Source organism: Cryobacterium arcticum (assembly GCF_003185895.1).
GTDB lineage: Bacteria > Actinomycetota > Actinomycetes > Actinomycetales > Microbacteriaceae > Cryobacterium > Cryobacterium arcticum.
This window is the reverse complement of record NZ_QHLY01000013.1, coordinates 131,302-148,297: the sequence shown is the minus strand read 5'-3', so window position 1 is coordinate 148,297 and position 16,996 is coordinate 131,302. Positions and strand designations below refer to the sequence as shown.

Below are 16,996 nucleotides of genomic sequence, written 5' to 3'. Positions count from 1 at the left end.
TCGGTCGCCGGCCTCAGCGCTGAGGGGTCTCAGGCGCTGAACAACTCCGGGCTCGTCGCACGCACGGCAGCGATGTCTTCGAACACGCGCCGCAGGTGCGAGCGCAAGGCCAACACGGCCGCGTCTGCAGCATCGCCCGCGAGGCCGTCGACGATGCGCTGGTGCTCGTCGACGAGCAGTGTCATCCCGGTGAACGAGAGCGAGAGGTGGCGAGCGCGGTCGAGATGTGACTTGGCCTGCGCCACCGTGCGCCAGGCCGAACCGTGGCCGCTGACCGCCATCAGCGCCGAATGGAACTCCTCGTCGAGCGTGAAGAAGCTCGTGAGGGACTGTCGGCTGTCGGCGATGCGTTGGGCGTCGACGATGGCATTGAGGTGGGCGATGTCCTCCGGGGTCACGCGACTGAGCGATTCGGCCAGAGCGGCCAATTCCAGGGATTCGCGCACGAACTGGGCGGTCTCGATTTCGGCGAGCAGGATGGGAGCGACCACGGTGCCCACCTGCGGCACCACATAGACCAGCCGTTCTTCGGCGAGGAGGATCAGGCTCTCCCGGATGGGCGTGCGAGAAAGTCCGAGCTGTTCGGCAAGCTCGTTCTCCGACAGGCGGGTGCCCGGCAGGATCTCCAGGGTGATGATCTTTTCCCGGATCGTCTCCAACGCCAGCGTGCGGGAGTTACGGCGCGCGGTTACGGGGGCCGGACGGAGGACTCGGGTGGTGTTCATCACAGTCCATTATGGGCGGTGCAGGGGCCGGGCAACTGTTGCCCGGCCCCAGCAGCACTGCTTACGCAGCGGCCTTCGCGCCCTTGTCGATGGCTTCCCACAGCCCGGTCAGGTAGGCGACGCCGATGGCCCGGTCGTAGAGGCCATAGCCGGGCCGGCCGGTTTCGCCCCAGATCATGCGGCCGTGGTCCGGGCGCACGTAACCGTCGAAGCCCACCTCGTGGAAGGCCTGCATGATCTCGTAGAGGTCGAGCGAGCCCATCTCGGACAGGTGCGCAGATTCCTCGAAGTTGCCGTTGCCCAGGTGCTTGATGTTGCGCACGTGCGCGAACGGCACCCGGTCGCGGCCGGCGAAGTAGCGGATGAGCGCGGGCACGTCGTTCTCCGGGTTCTCACCCAGGCTGCCGGTGCAGAGCGTCAGCGCGTTGTACGGGCTGTCCACCATCTCGATGATTTTCTTCAGATCGGCGAAGTTCGTGACGATCCGGGGCAGGCCGAAAATACTGCGGGGCGGGTCATCCGGGTGCAACGCCATCTTCACGTCGTTCTCTTCACACACCGGAATGATGCGCTCGAGGAAGTAGCGCAGGTTCTCGGAGAGCTTTTGTTCGTCGACCCCGGCGTACTTTTCGAACAGGTCGGTCAGCTGCGCCATCCGCTCTGGCTCCCAGCCAGGCATGACGTAGCCGTTGGAATCCCCGGCCACCGACTTGGCCATGTTGACCGGGTCGATGCCGTCGACGATGAACTGGTCGTAGCCCATGGTGGTGGACCCGTCGGGTAGTTCCCGGGCCAGTTCGGTGCGCACCCAGTCGAAGATCGGCATGAAGTTGTAGCAGATCACCTTGATGCCGAAACCGGCGAGGTTGCGGATGGTCTGCTGGTAGTTCTCGATGTACTTGTCGCGGCTGGGCAGCCCGATCTTGATGTCGTCGTGGATGTTGACGCTCTCGATCACCTCGAGGGTCATGCCGGCGGTCTCGACCTGGTTCTTGAGCCGGGCGATCTTCTCGACCGGCCAGACCTCACCGACGGGTACGTCGTAGAGGGCGCCGACGATGCCCTTCACATTGGGGATCTGGCGAATCTGGTCGAGGGTGACCTTGTCGTCTTCTTCGCCGAACCAGCGGAATGTCATCTGCATTAGGAAACCTTTGAGTTGGAGTGGATGGTGTCTGTGGCGGCGGCCAGGTGTCGGCGCAGGGTGGTGCGCACCGCGCCGGGGCCGGCGAGAAGCTCGGCAACGTAGCCTTCGACAGCGGTGCCGAGGCCGGCGGTGTAGAGGTCGACGCCGAAGATGCCGACGTTTTCCAGGATCGGTCGGAGTTTGCCGCCGATGCTGCCCGGGTCGCCGAGGGTGATGCCGGCCAGCGCGGTCTGCAGGTGGTCGTTCATCGGGTCGGGGCTGAGAGTGAACGGTTCACCCTGGTCGTCGACCGCGATCAGGTAGCGAATCCAACCGGCGATCGCGAGTGGGATGAAGGTGAGTTCATTCGTGCAACCCTCCGCCAGGTACTGCTTGATGGTCTCGCCGAAGCGGATGCCCACCTTCTGCGAGGTGTCCGCGGCAATCCGCTGGGGGGTGTCGGGGATGCGCGGGTTGGGCAGGCGTTCCTGCACCACCTGGTCCAGGAACGCGCGGGGTTCGATGATGCCGGGGTTCGTGACAACGGGCAGGCCCTCGACGTAACCGATCTGGTGCACGAGCCCGGCGATCTCGGCGTCGGCGGTTTCGGCGGAGATGGAGGTGTAGCCGAGCAGGCATCCGTATACGGCCATGGCCGTGTGTAGCGGGTTGAGGCAGGTGCACACCTTCATGCGTTCGACCTTGTTGACCGTGTCGCGGTCGGTGAGATACACACCGGCGTGTTCCAGCGGCGGGCGGCCGTTGGGGAAGTCGTCTTCGACGACGAGGTAGTGCACTTCTTCGGTGTTCACGAACGGCGCGGTGGTGGAGTTCTTCGGCGTCTTGAGGATGTCGGTGTCGCCGAACCCGGCGGTGCGCAGTTCCGCGGCGACGGCCGCGGAGGGGCTCGGGGTGATCCGGTCGATCATGCTCCACGGGAAGGAGACGCGGCTGCGATCGCGCAGGTAGGCGATGAAGCCGTCGTCGACGAAGCCGCCGGCGCGCCAGCGTGACGCGATCAGCAGGATCGCGGCGCTGAGCTTCTCGCCGTTGTGGGAGAAGTTGTCGGTGCTGACCATCGCGATCGGTTGCGCGCCGTGCTGGTAGCGCTCCAGCAGCAGGGCCGCGAGGTGCGACATCGCGTGGCGGGCGTGGGCGGGTCCGTCGGCGATGTCCTTCAACACCAGGGCGGAGAGGTCGCCGCCTGGCGCCTCGAGGTTATAGCCCTTCTCGGTGATCGTCACGGTCACCAGCTGCAGCGACGGATTGGCGAAGATCGCGCGCACCCGCTGGCCGGCCGCCGGGTTCTCCGCGGCGAGGTAGTGGCTCTCGGTGACGCTGGCGATGAGTTCCTGCTCGATGTCACCATTCGCCTTCATGACCACCTTGAGGGAGAGGTTGTCGCGGTCGTGGAAGATCGTGTTGATCACCTCGTCATCCCAGGTGTCGACGACGACGATCCCGGTGTCGGCGAGGCCCTTGTTCAGCAGGTCCTGCTGCAGGGCGGCATGGAAGCAGCGGAACAGGTTGCCGGCACCGAAGTGGATCCAGGTGGGACTGTCGGCGGTGCGCTCCGCGACCGCTGTGCGATCGAACTGTGGAGCGATGATGCCGGCCGCCTGAAGTGCGGCCGGATCGGCCAGCGTGTGCGAATTGAGGTACAGCATGGTGCTGGGCTCGTGATCCAGCGGTGCATGGGCGACGGTCATTGTCGACACCTTCCTAATGAGTTCCGGGAGGCGATTGGTCCCCGGTTGATGCGCAATCCACTGTCGACTACCATACTAGTGTTCCAGTACGCGGCACAACTCAGTGCTCACACTGGCGATGCGGATACCGCACGCTATCGTGACCTCATGGTGCCGACTGTGAACGAATCCAACCAGCCGAGGCTCGCGGTCGTGACCGGGGTCGGCCGACGGCGGTCGATCGGGGCGGGCCTTGCGGTCGGGCTCGCGCGGGACGGCTGGGATCTCGCGCTGAACTACTGGCGGCCCTACGACGAACGACTCGGGTACGAGCGCAACGCCGACGACCCCGAGAGCATCGCCGCTGAGTGCCGCGCCTTGGGCGTGAGCGTGCGGCTCATTCCGGGCGATCTGAGCGACCCCGAGGTGCCCGCGGCGCTGCTGGCGGCGGCCCGGGAACTCGGGCCGGTGACCGGCCTGGTCATGTCACACTGCGAGTCGGTGGACAGCTCCATCCTGACCACGGATGTTGCGGCCTGGGATCGTCACTTCGCGGTGAATGCCCGCGCGACCTGGCTGCTGATCAAGGCTTTCGCCGAACAACTGCCGGCGTCGGTGGCCCCGGGCGAGGTCGGTGGCCGAATCGTCGCCTTGACCAGCGACCACACCGTGCACAACCTGCCCTACGGGGCGAGCAAGGGCGCGCTGGACCGCATCGTCACCGCCGCGGCCGTGGAGCTGGCCGATCGCGGTGTGCGCGCGAATGTGATCAACCCCGGCCCGATCGACACCGGGTGGATGGACGACGGCATCCGCGCATCCGGCATTGCGGCGACCCCGGCCGGTCGGCTCGGCACCGCCGACGACACCGCCGATCTGGTGCGCTTTCTCTTCTCCGACCAGGGTTCGTGGATGAACGGCCAGATCCTGATGAGCAACGGCGGCTTCGCGGTCGGCTGAGTCGGGGTATCGTCGGCGCCATGGCACGGTTGGAGCTGTTCCCGATCATCAATGTGACCGCCATCGAACCCGTTCGGAGGTTCTACGAAACCGTGTTCGGCGCCGGCGTCGACTACGCCTTTCCCGACGACGGGGACCCCGTGTACCTCACCCTGCGCATCGGCTCATCGACACTCGCGCTCGGCCTTGGCACGACACCGGCGATGTACCGCGACACTCCCTTGCCGGCGACGGGGCACGCCGTCGACATCTGCGTCTACGTTCCCGACCTGGAAACGGCTGTCGCGGCCGCCCCGGCCGCCGGCGGTGCCGTAGCCGTCTCCCCCGCTGACACCCCGTGGGGCGAACGGGTGGCCTACCTGCGCGACCCGCAGGGAACCATGCTGCTGGTGATCCAGAACAGCTGATCTGCCGGAAACCACAACACCCTCCCGATCCTGGGGGGTGGATCGGGAGGGCGGGTTCAGTGGCCGTCGGTGAGACGGATGCGGTGGCTACGCCTCGTCGAGCACGGCCCCGTTGGTGGCGGCGAGCTTCTGGTACCAGTAGAAGCTGTCCTTACGCACCCGGTCGTAGCTGCCCGTGCCGGTGTCGTCGGCGTCGACGTAGATCACGCCGTACCGTTTGGTCATCTGCGAGGTGGAGGCGCTGATGATGTCGAGTCCGCCCCAGGCGGTGTAGCCGAGGAGGTTCACGCCGTCGGCGATGGCCTCGCGCACTTCACGCAGGTGCTTGACGTAGTAGTCGATCCGGTAGTCGTCGTGCACCCGGCGGGTGTCGGTGCCGTCGTGTGCGGCGTCGACGGCCGAGCCCTCGAGCACGTCGGTGGCGCCCAGCCCGTTCTCCACGATGAACAGCGGCACCTGGTAGCGGTCCCAGAGGTCGTTGAGCACGTAGCGCAGGCCCTCAGGGTCGAAGTGCCAGCCCCACTCGGTGGTGGCCAGGTAGGGGTTCTTGATCGTGGAGAACAGGTTGCCGCCGGTGGCGCCGTACTTCTCGGGCGAGACCGAGGAGACCAGGCTCATGTAGTAGCTGAAGGAGAGGAAGTCGACCGTGTTTGCGGCCAGCAGCTCCTCGTCGCCGGGCTCCATGACCACGGTGATGCCCTGGTCGCGCCAGAACCGGCGCACGGTGCCGGAGTAACGGCCGCGCACCTGCACATCGGTGTGGAACAGGTTCATGTTGTTGTCGAACTGCGCCTTCACGATGTCCGCGGGGTCGCTCGACGCCGGGTAGTGCGACATCCGGGCAAGCATGCAGCCCACCTGCGCGGCGGGATCAAGCTCGTGCACGATGCGGGTGGCCAGGGCGCTGGCCACGAACTGGTGGTGCAGCGCCTGGTAGCCGGCCTGGCGGGGGTCGACGCCGGGTGCCGGCTCCCGCTCGATGACGCCGCCGCCGGTGTAGGACTCGATGATGGTGGTGTTGATCTCGTTGAAGGTGAGCCAGTAGCGCACCAGGCCGGTGTAGCGGCCCACGATGGTGCGGGCGTAGCGCTCGAAGAAGCCGACAACCTCGCGGCTGGTCCAACCGCCGTATTCAGTCACCAGGTGCAGCGGCATCTCGTAGTGCGACATGGTCACGACAGGGTCGATGCCCTTCTCGCGCAGCCGGGTGAAGAGGCGCTCGTAGAACAGCAGCCCCTCTTCGTTGGGTTCCGCGTCGTTGCCGTTCGGGAAGATGCGCGACCAGGCGATCGACATCCGCAGGGCCTTCAAGCCCATCTCGGCGAAGAGGTCGACGTCTTCCTCCCAGTGGCCGAAGAAGTCGCTGCCGCTGCGCTTGGGGTAGCCGGCGGTGCCGGGGCTGGCGACGGCCGTGGCGATCTCGGCATCCGAGACCTTCATCAGCGCGCTGATGTCGACGTAGTCGCCCGCCGTGCGGTAGGGGATGACGTCGGCCTGGGAGAGGCCCTTTCCGCCCTGGTCGAAGCCGCCCTCGACCTGGTTGGCCGCGAACGCCACTCCCCAGAGGAAGCCGTCGGGGAAGGCGCCGGTGGTGCCGGCGGGGCTCGGCTCGGTCGCGGTGGCCGACGTGGTGGTGTCGGTGGTCATACGTGGGCTCCCTTGGTTGCTGCGACTGACGGGGTGACGCTGATCAGCGCATCCCCGGAGCGGACCGGTCCGGTGGTGCCGGGGTCCACGGTGTACTTGGCGGAGTTGGTGATCACGACGACGCTGAGCGTGTTGTGAGTGGCACCGACGGCGGCGAGGTCGACGTCGAGCAGCAGGTCACCGACGGAGACCCGGTCGCCAACTGCGACGTGGGCGGTGAAGCCGGCGCCCTTCAAGTTGACGGTGTCCAGGCCCACGTGGATGAGCACCTCGACGCCGGAGTCGCTGCGTACGGCGACGGCGTGCTTGGTCGGGAACAGTGTGGCGACGATGCCGTCTACCGGGGAGGTCACCGCGCCGCTGGTGGGGCGGATGGCGGTGCCGTCGCCGACGAGACGCTTGGAGAAGGTGATGTCGGGAACGTCGTCGAGCGAGACCAGGGTGCCGGTCATCGGGGCGGAGACGATTTCGCTCTGCCCCGACGTGACGATCGGAGCGGCGACAGCAGCATCCGTCGTGGTGTCGACCGGCGTCGCCGTGGTGGTCTTCTCGGCGGTGCCGGCCAGGATCGACTCGTTGATGCCGAGGATGGTGGAGACGACCGCCGAGACGATGAAGGCGATCACGATGCCGACGATCGCCCAGATGAACGTCTCGCCGACGAGGCCGGGCAGGCCGGGCAGGCCGCCGTTGCCGGCGAGCACGTAGGCCTTGACGCCGAAGCCGAGCGAGATGGCACCACCGACGGCAGCACCGGCCATGGTAGCGATCAGCGGGCGACGCAGCGGTAGGGCGAGGCCGTAGAGGGCCGGCTCGGTGACGCCCATCAGCGCGGTGAAGGTGGTGGAGAGCGACAGCGCCTTGATCTGCTTGTTCTTCGCGCGGAGGAAGACGCCGAACACGGCGCCGGCGGTGGCGAAGGTCTGGATGTAGGTGAGCGGAAGGAACTTGTCGTAGCCGAGGGTGGCTAGGTTCTGCAGGATGAACGGCACCAGCGTGTAGTGCATGCCCGTCATGATGATCAGCGGCAGCAGCGCGCCGATCACGAAGCCGGCCGGAACACCGCCGTTGTCGAGAGCCCAGTTGATGCCACCGGCGATGCCCGAGCCCACGAAGGTGCCGAGCGGGCCGAGCAGGGTGAGGGTGATCGGCACCACGACGACGAGCGAGAGCATCGGCACGAAGGTGAGCTTGAGGAACGACGGGATGATCTTGCTGAAGCCGCGTTCGACCCAGGAGAGCAGGTAGACGCCGAGCAGCACCGGGATGACCGAGTAGGAGTAGGACGACGCCGTGACGGGGATGCCCAGCAGGTGCACCGCCTCGCCGGCGCCGAGGAGCGCGGTGAGAGCCGGGTAGACCAGGGTGCCGCCGAGAGACGCGGCCACGTAGGGGTTGGCGCCGAGCTTGCGGGCCGCGGAGACCGCCACGATGATCGGCAGGAAGAAGAACACCGCGTCGGCGATGGCCGAGAAGATCAAGAACGTCTGCGACGCGGGGTCGACCCAACCGAAGGAGTTGCTGAGCGCCAGGATGCCCTTGAGCAGGCCGGCGCCGGCGATGGCGGGCAGGATCGGGGCGAAGGTGCCGGAGATGAAGTCGAGGAAGCGGGTGTGCAGCTTCTGCTTCTCCCCCGTTCCGGCGGCGGCGGCACCGTCGACGGCATCCGTGCTCGCCAGGCGGGGCAGCTCCGTCACGATCGCGCGGTAGACGTCGGGAACGTCGTTGCCGATGATCACCTGGTACTGCGAGCCGGCGTCGTTCACGCCCATCACCGGCGAGATCGCCGTGAGCGCGGCCTGATCGGCCAGGGTGTTGTCTTTCAGGCCGAAGCGCAGCCGGGTCACGCAGTGGTAGAGCGAGGCGATGTTCGCCTCACCGCCGACCGCGGCGATGATCGCCGAGGCATCTTTGTCGTACTTCAAGGGGTTCTCCTTCATTGAAGAATCCCGGCTTCACGCGGTTGCCCTGACGCGGCTTCGGATTCGGTTCTGTTTTCTTTTTTGGGGGCGGAAGCGGGTGCTTCCGGGTACGGGGACGCCGGCTAGAGGAAGCTGGCGATGTGCAGGCCGATGTAGACCTTTTCGGAGGCGCTCATCGCGTGGCCGTGGCTGCGCATCACGAACGCATCCACCTTGTCGACACAGGCGAACGCCTCGGGCTTCTGCTCGGTGAGGATACGCAGCAGTTCGGCGTCGTCGCGCTGCACGGTCTCGCCGAGCAGCACCCGCTGGGCGAAGAAGCGCAGGTGGGTGACGAAGCGGAGGTAGGCGGGACTGTCGTCGTCGTAGGCGATGCCGAAGTTCAGCCGCACGATGTCGAGGATCGAGTGCGTGAGCTCCATCAGCCGGGTGGCGCTGTCCGCGGCACCGCCCACCTGCGCGTTGATCACGTGCAGCGCGATGCTGATCGCCTCTTCGGCCGGCAGTTCGGTGTCGAGCTTCGCGTTCAACTCGACCACGGCGCTTTTCGCGAAGGCGTATTCGGTGGGGTAGAACCGGCGCACCTCGACGGCGAGCGGAATGGTGAAGTCGCCGCCCTCCCGGGCTCGCTGCACGGCGAAGGACAGGTGGTCGGCGAGGGAGGCGTAGAGGCTGTCGCTGATCTTCACGCTCAGTTCTTCGCGGGCGCGGGCGACGAGGTCCGCGGTGGCGGAGAGGATGTCGGCCGGGATCGAGCCCACGATCGACGCGAAGTGCCGGCTCGCGGCGGCGTCGTCGAGCCGGAAGATCTTCTCGATCATCGACTCGTCGATCAGCTCGCCGGGCTTGGAATTGAAGCCCAGGCCCTTGCCGAACACGATGACTTCCTGCAAGGCGTCGTCGAGACCGTCGACCACGTTGTTATTCAGTACTCGCCTGACGATCACTGCTCATCCACATCTGCTTCGGAAACACTCTTGCTGTCGTCGTCTTCGAGAACAGCGATGGTGTTGCCTGCGAAAGCAGTGACAAGCCGGAAAAATAGTAACACGGCCGACGAGGCCTCCGCGCAACCGCGAAATTACGGGGTGACGCCCTCGAGCAGGATCGCGAGCTCGTCGAGTTCGACGTCCCAGCCCTCTCGGTTCTGCTCCAGGCGCTCGCGACGGTAGCGGGTGCCGCCGGGGAGTGTGTCGAAGCCCGATTCGATCACCGTGACATCCGTACCGGTACCGGCATCGGCGATGGTGAAGCGCACGTGCGTCGCGTACTCGTCGAGCTCGTCGGCGGGGATGCCCGACCACCGAAAGCCGAACGCGTCGCCGGGCGCCACCTCGGTGATCTCGATCGGGAAGCTGCCGTAGCCATCCCAGTCGATGGTGCCGGTAGCTCCGGGCTCGAGCGCAGCGAACGTCGCACTGTCTCCGAACCACTGGACCATCACGTCGGGGTCGGTCAGCGCGGTCCAGACGGTCTCGCGCGAGGCCTCGATGTGCACGGTGCGGGTCACGGTGTGGCCCTTGATTCTGGCGTGGTCAGACACGGTGTTTCCTTCACGTTCGAGCTGAGCAAAAAACCCCGTAATCACTGGGATTGACGGGGTTTTTCTGTGGCGGTACCGGTGGGATTTGAACCCACGGTGGAGTCTCCCCCACACAACTTTTCGAGAGTTGCACCTTCGGCCGCTCGGACACGGTACCGAGAGCGATTGTAGTTGAGGAACGGGGTGTGACGCGAATCCTTGCGCGCATCCGTTTGCGGGGTCATTCCGTTGCCGGTGCACACCCGTGCCGATCTGGCCGATTCGAGCGAACTGTCAGTGCCCGGAGGTACTCTCTCTCCCGTGACAAACGACACTTCAACTCCCCGCACTCTCGCCCTCACCGCCGGCGCCGTTGCCGGCACCGCCGGGCTCGGTGCGGCCGCCATGCTGGGCTACCGCCGCCTTCGCCGGATGCTTGCCGCCAACGCCGCCGAGCTCAACGAGACGCTGCCGATCAACTCGCTCTGGTGGCGCACCCACGCCAAGGAGAAGGGTGAGTTGCTCTACGTCGCCATCGGCGACAGCGCCGCGCAGGGCATCGGCGCCAGCGCCCCCAACCGCGGCTACGTCGGCATTCTGGCCGATCACATCCGTCTGGCCACCGGCAAGACCGTGCGGGTGCTCAACCTCAGCGTCTCCGGCGCCACCGTCGACCTGGCCGTGCGCGACCAGCTGCCCCGATTCGTCAAGCTGCAGCCCGACATCGTCACGGTCGCCATCGGCGCCAACGACATCGCCCAGTGGGACCCGGTGCGCTTCGAAGCGGGCATCCGCACCCTCTTCGCCGCCTTGCCGGCGCATGCGCTGGTGGCCGACCTGCCTTGCTTCCACCTGCCGCACAACGACCGCAAGGTGTTCGTGGCCAACCGGATCGTGCGGGAGGTCGCGGCCGAGCACGGGCTCACCGTGGTGCCGCTGCACGAGGCCACCGAGCGGCAGGGCCTCCGCAGTGTCTTCACCCAGGTCGCCAACGACTTCTTCCACCCCAACGACCGCGGCTACCGCATCTGGGCCGAAGCGTTCCTGCCGCAGCTCAGCACCGACGTGGCCCACCGTTTTCCCCAGGACGCGTTCGTCGAGTGATGACTGTCGGCGGCCGCGGCTAGGCTCGCTGACATGGCTAAACCCGTCTCCAACTTCCGTTGCACCGAGTGTGGCTGGACCACACTGAAATGGGCGGGCCGCTGCGGCGAATGCCAGCAGTGGGGCACCGTGGTGGAAGCCGCGGAGAAGACCGGCATCAGTCGATCCGTCACGCCGACGTTCGTGAGCGGCCCCAATATCGCCCGGCCGATCACGCACGTGGACACCACCGCGGTGGCGCACTGGCCCACCGGCATCAACGAGTTCGACCGGGTGCTCGGCGGCGGCATCGTGCCCGGCTCGGTGATCCTTCTCAGCGGCGAGCCCGGCGTGGGCAAGTCCACCCTGCTGCTCGAGGTGGCCTCCAAGGCCGCTGTCGCCAAGTCCCGGGTGCTCTATGTGAGCGCCGAGGAATCGGTCGCCCAGGTGCGCCTGCGCGCCGAGCGCACCGGCGCCCTGCAGCCCGAGCTGTACATCGCCGCCGAGACCGACTTGGCCACGATCCTCGGCCAGATCGACGCGGTCAAACCCGACCTGGTGATCATCGACTCGGTGCAGACCGTGTCCAGCTCGCTCAACGACGGCCAGGCCGGGCAGCCCGGCCAGGTGCGCGAGGTCGCCGCCACGCTCATCCGCCTGGCCAAAGACCGCAATCTGCCGGTTCTGTTGGTGGGGCACGTCACCAAGGACGGCACCATCGCCGGGCCGCGGCTGCTCGAGCACCTGGTGGATGTGGTCTGCCAGTTCGAGGGCGACCGGCACACCGCCCTGCGGTTCGTGCGCGCCCTCAAGAACCGATTCGGCTCCACCGACGAAGTGGGATGTTTCGAGATGACCGGCGATGGCATCAGCGAGGTCGCCGACCCCAGCGGCCTGTTCCTCAGCCGCGGCACCACCGCGGTCTCCGGCACCTGCGTCACCGTGGCGATGGAGGGCCGTCGCGCCCTGCCGGTGGAGGTGCAGGCTCTGGTGCTTGACACATCTATGCCCAACCCGCGGCGGGTGACCAACGGCGTCGACGGCTCGCGGGTGGCCATGCTCCTGGCCGTGCTGGAGAAACGGGCCGGCCACAACTTCCAGAAGAAGGATGTGTACGTGTCGACGGTGGGCGGGGTGCGGCTGGTGGAACCGGCCGCCGACCTGGCCATTGCCGTAGCGCTGGTGTCGGCTCTCCTCGACGATCCGGTCGCCCACGACGTGGTGGCGTTCGGCGAGATCAGCCTGGCCGGCGAGGTGCGCCCGGTGTCCGCCGCCAAGCAGCGCGCCGCCGAGGCCGCGCGCATGGGATTCACCACCCGCATCGATGACTCCAGCAGTACCGTGCACACCGCGGTGAACCGGGCACTCGGCACCGGAATATCCCGGCGAGACGCCGAACTCGACGCGGCGTTCGGTTAGACAGACCGGGCGGCTTCAGGCTCGGGTCTAGTGGGTCGCGGTGCTCTCGTCGCCGATCGGGCCGAGCGCGCGCAGCAGGTCTTCGGGCGCGGCCTGCATCACGTGCGGGCCGGCAATGTCGAAGAACACCATCTCCAGGGTGTTCTTGTGCACGGTGAGGAACTCGCTCAGCCACTGGGCGTCGCCGACCATCACCTGCGGGTTGACCTCGTCGGGAATCATGCGGGCGTAGTTCTCGCCGGAGGAGAAGAGCAGCAGCATCCGCTTGTCGCTGCCCTCGCGGCCGAAGACCCGCACCTGTTCGGCGCTGCCCTTCACCACGAGCTGTGGCACGATCACCACGTCGTTGCGGAGCGCGTACGCGACCGCGGCCACGTCCTGGTTGGCCAGCGCGGCGGCGAGGGCGTCGGATCGGGTGTCTGGCGTTGCGTCTGTCACATCGTCCATTCAATCATCCGCCGCATCGGCGGTTCCACTCGTGCGCTCAGCCCGGAGCGAACGCGGCACCGGGCGATCGTTAGTTGAGCAGGAACTGGGTGGGGCTGGCGGATTCGACCCCGCCCACGCTCACGGTGAGGTAGTAGGAGGCACCCTCGCCGGGCACGGCTTCCCGGTCGGTGATCTCGCAGGTCTCCGGGCTGGAACGGGTGCGATCCCAGGTGACCGGGGTCTTGGTTGCCACCGCAACGCCCGGTTCGAGCGTGACCTCGGCGTCGGCCGGGTCGGTCTGGCAGTCCGTCGAGGTCCAGTAGACGTCGGCGCCGCTGGTGATGGTGAACACCTGCGTCGAGGTGCCGGCGTTCAGGTCGCACGCGACCGTACCGGTGTTGGTGACGCTGAGCGAGAGCTCGGGGTTCTCGTCGGGGTCGTAGGAGCCCTGGTTGGTGATCGCCTCGACCTGCACCACAGCCGGGTCACAGGCCGAGCCGGCCGGCGCATCCGTGGCAGCGGGGTCGGGCGAGGTCGCGGCGGGTGCGGTCGTGTTCGCTGGCGCTGCGGGCGCCGGGTCGTCGCCGCTGCCGGGTCGGAAGACGATCAGCAGGATGACCACGATCACGGCGAGCAGGCCGAGGCCGACCACCAAGCGGCGGCGCCGGTAGACCGCGCTGGCCTGGGGGCCGACGGGATGCTTGATCGTCGACATGATTCCAGGCTAGCGAGGTCTTCCGGCGCCGCCGGTAATGCCCTGCGTGTCGGTCAGGATTCCGTGGGAATCGGGCGACGACGCAGCAGGACCGCACCGATCAGCAACATCAGAGCCGCGCCCACCAGCCAGGGCGTGGAGTCAACCCCGGTGGCCGCCAGAGCGGCAGTCGTGCTGCCCGTCACCGTGATCTCGGTCCAGCCGAGCACGGCGCCGGATGCGTCCTGCACGATGATGCGGTGCGTGCCGGCGGCCAGGTCGGTCGGCAGCGTGGTGGTCACGGTTCCCGCCTCGCTCACCTGGAGCCAGCCGCCGAGGTTCACCGGGGTGGAGCGCACCCACACCGACACGTACTCCCCGGCGTGCTCAGCACCGACCGAGATGGTGATCTCAGCGCCGGCCCGGTAGCTCGTCTTGGTGGTGCTGACGGCGTTCCGGAGCGGCTCGGTGAGCGAGCTCACCGGAGCGGGGGTGGCGGCCACTCCCGGCACGGTCGGAGCCGGTTCGGTGGGAGTGGGTTCGGTCGGTACCGGGGTCGGCGTGGGGGTGGGGGTAGGGGTCGGGGTGACCACGGTGGTGTCGACGGTCAACGGAACCCGCACGACGGTGCCGGTCTCGGCGGCAGTGAGGGTCACGACGGTGTTCGCGGCCGCATCCGCCGGAACGGTGAGAGCCACGGCCGCGGCGCCACTGGCGTCGACGGCGACAGCAGCGAACTCAGTAGCGCTGCCCGCCCAGTCGACCGCGAGCGTGGTGTTCTTCGGGGCTCCCGACGAGGTGAGGTTCAGCTGCGACACCGCGAACGACACGGTGTCCCCCACCGCGACGGCCTCGGTCGGCACCCCGGTCACCGCGGCCTGGGCCACCGCGAATGACGGTGAGACCGGGTTGTTCGCGGTGAGGTAGGAGATCCAGGCATCCCGGTCGACGAGCCCGGAGTCACGGGTGTCGGTGGCGTTCTGGAACTCCCAGAAGTTGTCACCGCCGGTGAGCAGGAAGTTGAACGACCCGATCCGGTACCCGCGGGTCGGGTCGATGGCTTCGTCGTTGACCCAGATGCCGGTGATCCGGTCGCCCTCGGCCCGGGTGGGGTCGAAGGTGTAGTTCACGTTGTCGGAGAGGCCCAGTTGCAGGTACGGCCGGCTGGGCACCTCGCCCTCGTCATCCCGCTGCCACTGCTGCTCCAGCACGGTCTTGAACTGCGCGCCGGTGAGGGTGGTGGTCCAGAGGTTGTTCACGAACGGCAGCACGGCGTTGGCCTCCGCGTAGGTGACCACCGGGTCGGGAGTCGCCAAGAGGTCGGCGCGCATGCCGCCGGGGTTGACGACGCCGATCTCAGCACCGCCCGTGGCGGGGTCGGCCAGCGAGTCGCGGAGGGAGTTGGCGACCAGGGTGCCGAGGGTCGACGGTGCGGCCCGATCCTCGACCACCGGGGTGGCGCCCTCGATCGAGGCGCGGGTGATGTCGGCCGAGACCGCTCCGACCGGCACGCTGCCCAGTTCTTCGGCTTCGGCCAGGGCAGCATCGGTGATGGTCTGCACCTCGGCCACGCGGGGGAACGCCGCCACGAGTTCGGCGTCGTCGGTTTCGGTGCGCGGTACGTTCTGGTTGGTCACCGTGGTGGCCACGTCGGTGGCCGGGTCGTAGCTGAGCACGACCTGGCCGATGTTCTCGCCGTAGTTGCCGGTCTGCAGGACCGGCCTGGTCACCCCAGCGGCCTCGCCGGGCACCTGGGCGTTCCAGGCGTACTGTTTGTGCGTGTGTCCGGTGAAGATGGCGTCCACTGCGGCGGAGGTCTCGGTGACGATCCGGGCGAAGGCGCTGTCGGTGACGGCGAGTTCCTGCTCCAGCGTCGCGTCCTCGGGGGTGCCGGCGGATGCGCCCTCGTGGTACTCGGCAATCAGCACGTCGGCTTCACCGTTGGCCGGGTCGCCGTCGGTGAGTTCGGCGGCCACCCGGTTCACGGCCTCCACCGGGTCGCCGAAGCTCAGGCTGGCGATGCCGTTGGGCGACACCAGCGACGGGGTCTCCTCCGTGACGGTGCCGATGATGCCGACGGTGACGCCCTGCACCTCGGTGAGCACGTACTCGTCGAGAGCGGGTTCTTCGGTGCCGGCCTTGTAGACGTTGGCGCCGAGGTAGTCGAAGTCGGCGGTGTCGGCGACGCGGCCGATGAGGTCGGCGTAGCCCTGGTCGAATTCGTGGTTGCCCACCGCGGAGGCATTCAGTTCGAGGGCGTTCAGCACGTCGAGGGTGGGTGTGTCCTGCTGGGAGGCCGACGCGAACAGTGAGGCGCCGATGTTGTCGCCGTCGGAGAGGAAGAGGGTGGCGTCGTCGCCGTACTCGGCGCGGAGGGTCTCCACGGTGCCGGCGAACTTCACGGTGTTCTCGTCGATGCGACCGTGGAAGTCGTTGATGTTGAGCAGGTTGAGTTGCACGGCTTCGGGCGGGGCCGGGGCGGCTTGTGCGGGAATCGCCACTAGTGGGGCGGCTGCGAGGCACGCTCCCAGCGCGGCGGCGAAGCCCAGTCGGATCGGGCGGCGGGAAGTCAACGACATGTTTCTCCTCGGAAGTCGAACGGTGATCTGACCGGGCATGCCACCCATTGGGGGCGCACGACGAGCGTCCGGCGCATTGCCGGGCAGCCTATCCCCGCGACGTGTCGAGCGGGTTACATCCGTGAAATTCGCTCGGATGAGCAGACCTGTTGCCCGCGCGGCGGGGCGTGGCGGGTCAGACGAGGCGCTTGAGCATCCGGGTGTTGCCGAGGGTGTTGGGCTTGACCCGGGCGAGGTCGAGGAACTCGGCGACACCTTCGTCGTGCGAGCGCACGAGTTCGGCATAGACGGCCGGATCCACAGTCTCGCTACCCATGTCGACGAAGTCGTGCCGCACGAAGAAGCCCACCTCGAAGGTGAGGCAGAAGAGCCGGCTGAGGCCGAGCTCGCGGGCATCCGCTTCGAGCCGGCCGAGCAGCGCGTGCCCGACACCCTTGCCGAGCCAGTCCTGGGACACGGCCAGAGTGCGCACCTCGCCAAGGTCCTCCCACATCACGTGCAGGGCGCCGCAGCCCACCAGGTCGCCGTTGGCGTCTTCGACCACGCGGAACTCCTGCACCGCCTCGTAGAAGACGACGAGGTCCTTGCCGAGCAGGATGCGCTGCTGCACGAGCGGTTCGACGAGCGCCTGGATGCGGGGAACGTCGCTGGTGCGAGCCCGGCGGACGAGAAACTCCTGATTGGTCACGCCCGCCCACTTCCCTGGCCATGCGGCCGTCGATTTACAAGATGTCCAGTCTACGGGCGGCAATGAGCGCGGCCGGTACGACGGCAGGACGGCAGTGCAACGAGCGA

The 16,996-nt window shown here is 67.4% G+C and carries 15 protein-coding genes and 1 tRNA gene; 4 read left to right on the top strand and 12 right to left on the bottom strand.

The features are described 5' to 3' along the window. Positions 1–29: 29 nt before the first annotated feature. The 3 genes from CTB96_RS20100 to CTB96_RS20090 all read right to left on the bottom strand — a co-directional run bounded on the left by CTB96_RS20100 (position 30) and on the right by CTB96_RS20090 (position 3,560). A complete protein-coding gene (locus tag CTB96_RS20100; protein WP_110128782.1) occupies positions 30–725 on the bottom strand; it encodes a GntR family transcriptional regulator in 696 nt (231 codons plus the stop codon). Positions 726–786: 61 nt separating this feature from the next. Next, positions 787–1,869 carry a mannonate dehydratase gene (gene uxuA / locus CTB96_RS20095; protein WP_110128780.1) on the bottom strand — a complete coding sequence of 361 codons (1,083 nt, stop codon included), beginning with the start codon at positions 1,867–1,869 and terminating at the stop codon, positions 787–789. After that, positions 1,869–3,560: a mannitol dehydrogenase family protein gene (locus tag CTB96_RS20090; protein ID WP_219993324.1), complete on the bottom strand. Its 1,692-nt coding sequence runs from the start codon at positions 3,558–3,560 to the stop codon at positions 1,869–1,871. Before CTB96_RS20090 ends, uxuA begins: the two co-directional genes overlap by 1 nt. Positions 3,561–3,707: 147 nt before the next feature. Here CTB96_RS20090 and CTB96_RS20085 point away from each other — a divergent pair, with 147 nt between their 5' ends. Both CTB96_RS20085 and CTB96_RS20080 read left to right on the top strand, forming a co-directional pair. Next, entirely contained in the window at positions 3,708–4,499 is a 792-nt protein-coding gene (locus tag CTB96_RS20085) for an SDR family oxidoreductase (protein ID WP_110128778.1), read from the top strand. A gap of 20 nt (positions 4,500–4,519) precedes the next feature. Further along, complete coding sequence (locus CTB96_RS20080; RefSeq protein ID WP_110128776.1) at positions 4,520–4,906, top strand: VOC family protein; 387 nt, start codon at positions 4,520–4,522, stop codon at positions 4,904–4,906. Positions 4,907–4,993: 87 nt separating this feature from the next. Here the strand turns inward: CTB96_RS20080 and CTB96_RS20075 are convergent, their stop codons facing one another. From CTB96_RS20075 to CTB96_RS20055, 5 genes are all read right to left on the bottom strand, one after another. Next, the gene (locus CTB96_RS20075; RefSeq protein WP_110128774.1) at positions 4,994–6,553 is read right to left on the bottom strand and encodes a glycoside hydrolase family 1 protein; all 1,560 of its coding nucleotides are present in this window, start codon (positions 6,551–6,553) and stop codon (positions 4,994–4,996) included. After that, positions 6,550–8,478: a beta-glucoside-specific PTS transporter subunit IIABC gene (locus tag CTB96_RS20070; protein WP_110128840.1), complete on the bottom strand. Its 1,929-nt coding sequence runs from the start codon at positions 8,476–8,478 to the stop codon at positions 6,550–6,552. Before CTB96_RS20070 ends, CTB96_RS20075 begins: the two co-directional genes overlap by 4 nt. Positions 8,479–8,597: 119 nt before the next feature. After that, on the bottom strand, positions 8,598–9,422 hold the full coding sequence (locus CTB96_RS20065) for a PRD domain-containing protein (protein ID WP_110128772.1): 825 nt from the start codon (positions 9,420–9,422) through the stop codon (positions 8,598–8,600). Between the two features lie 134 nt (positions 9,423–9,556). After that, on the bottom strand, positions 9,557–10,018 hold the full coding sequence (locus CTB96_RS20060; RefSeq protein ID WP_181397380.1) for an SRPBCC domain-containing protein: 462 nt from the start codon (positions 10,016–10,018) through the stop codon (positions 9,557–9,559). 67 nt (positions 10,019–10,085) lie between these two features. Next, a tRNA-Ser gene (locus tag CTB96_RS20055) sits at positions 10,086–10,175 on the bottom strand. Positions 10,176–10,318: 143 nt separating this feature from the next. Between CTB96_RS20055 and CTB96_RS20050 the strand changes: the two genes are divergently transcribed. Next, complete coding sequence (locus tag CTB96_RS20050; RefSeq protein ID WP_248283513.1) at positions 10,319–11,101, top strand: SGNH/GDSL hydrolase family protein; 783 nt, start codon at positions 10,319–10,321, stop codon at positions 11,099–11,101. Between the two features lie 33 nt (positions 11,102–11,134). Next, on the top strand, positions 11,135–12,499 hold the full coding sequence (gene radA, locus CTB96_RS20045; protein ID WP_110128768.1) for a DNA repair protein RadA: 1,365 nt from the start codon (positions 11,135–11,137) through the stop codon (positions 12,497–12,499). 27 nt (positions 12,500–12,526) lie between these two features. On the opposite strand, the gene CTB96_RS20040 is transcribed toward radA, so the two are convergent. From CTB96_RS20040 to CTB96_RS20025, 4 genes are all read right to left on the bottom strand, one after another. Then, entirely contained in the window at positions 12,527–12,946 is a 420-nt protein-coding gene (locus CTB96_RS20040) for an SseB family protein (RefSeq protein WP_110128766.1), read from the bottom strand. Positions 12,947–13,016: 70 nt separating this feature from the next. Then, entirely contained in the window at positions 13,017–13,643 is a 627-nt protein-coding gene (locus tag CTB96_RS20035; protein WP_110128764.1) for a hypothetical protein, read from the bottom strand. A 53-nt stretch (positions 13,644–13,696) separates the two neighbouring features. Continuing rightward, positions 13,697–16,201 carry a bifunctional metallophosphatase/5'-nucleotidase gene (locus CTB96_RS20030; RefSeq protein WP_345788794.1) on the bottom strand — a complete coding sequence of 835 codons (2,505 nt, stop codon included), beginning with the start codon at positions 16,199–16,201 and terminating at the stop codon, positions 13,697–13,699. A gap of 175 nt (positions 16,202–16,376) precedes the next feature. Next, positions 16,377–16,889 carry an amino-acid N-acetyltransferase gene (locus tag CTB96_RS20025; RefSeq protein WP_110128762.1) on the bottom strand — a complete coding sequence of 171 codons (513 nt, stop codon included), beginning with the start codon at positions 16,887–16,889 and terminating at the stop codon, positions 16,377–16,379. Between the last annotated feature and the right edge of the window lie 107 nt (positions 16,890–16,996).

What these genes read in the sequence shown, in the direction of transcription:
- CTB96_RS20100 (WP_110128782.1), bottom strand. Translation starts at nt 725, where the DNA reads ATGAACACCACCCGAGTCCTCCGTCCGGCCCCCGTAACCGCGCGCCGT.
- uxuA (WP_110128780.1), bottom strand. Translation starts at nt 1,869, where the DNA reads ATGCAGATGACATTCCGCTGGTTCGGCGAAGAAGACGACAAGGTCACC.
- CTB96_RS20090 (WP_219993324.1), bottom strand. Translation starts at nt 3,560, where the DNA reads ATGACCGTCGCCCATGCACCGCTGGATCACGAGCCCAGCACCATGCTG.
- CTB96_RS20085 (WP_110128778.1), top strand. Translation starts at nt 3,708, where the DNA reads ATGGTGCCGACTGTGAACGAATCCAACCAGCCGAGGCTCGCGGTCGTG.
- CTB96_RS20080 (WP_110128776.1), top strand. Translation starts at nt 4,520, where the DNA reads ATGGCACGGTTGGAGCTGTTCCCGATCATCAATGTGACCGCCATCGAA.
- CTB96_RS20075 (WP_110128774.1), bottom strand. Translation starts at nt 6,553, where the DNA reads ATGACCACCGACACCACCACGTCGGCCACCGCGACCGAGCCGAGCCCC.
- radA (WP_110128768.1), top strand. Translation starts at nt 11,135, where the DNA reads ATGGCTAAACCCGTCTCCAACTTCCGTTGCACCGAGTGTGGCTGGACC.
- CTB96_RS20040 (WP_110128766.1), bottom strand. Translation starts at nt 12,946, where the DNA reads ATGGACGATGTGACAGACGCAACGCCAGACACCCGATCCGACGCCCTC.
- CTB96_RS20035 (WP_110128764.1), bottom strand. Translation starts at nt 13,643, where the DNA reads ATGTCGACGATCAAGCATCCCGTCGGCCCCCAGGCCAGCGCGGTCTAC.
- CTB96_RS20030 (WP_345788794.1), bottom strand. Translation starts at nt 16,201, where the DNA reads ATGTCGTTGACTTCCCGCCGCCCGATCCGACTGGGCTTCGCCGCCGCG.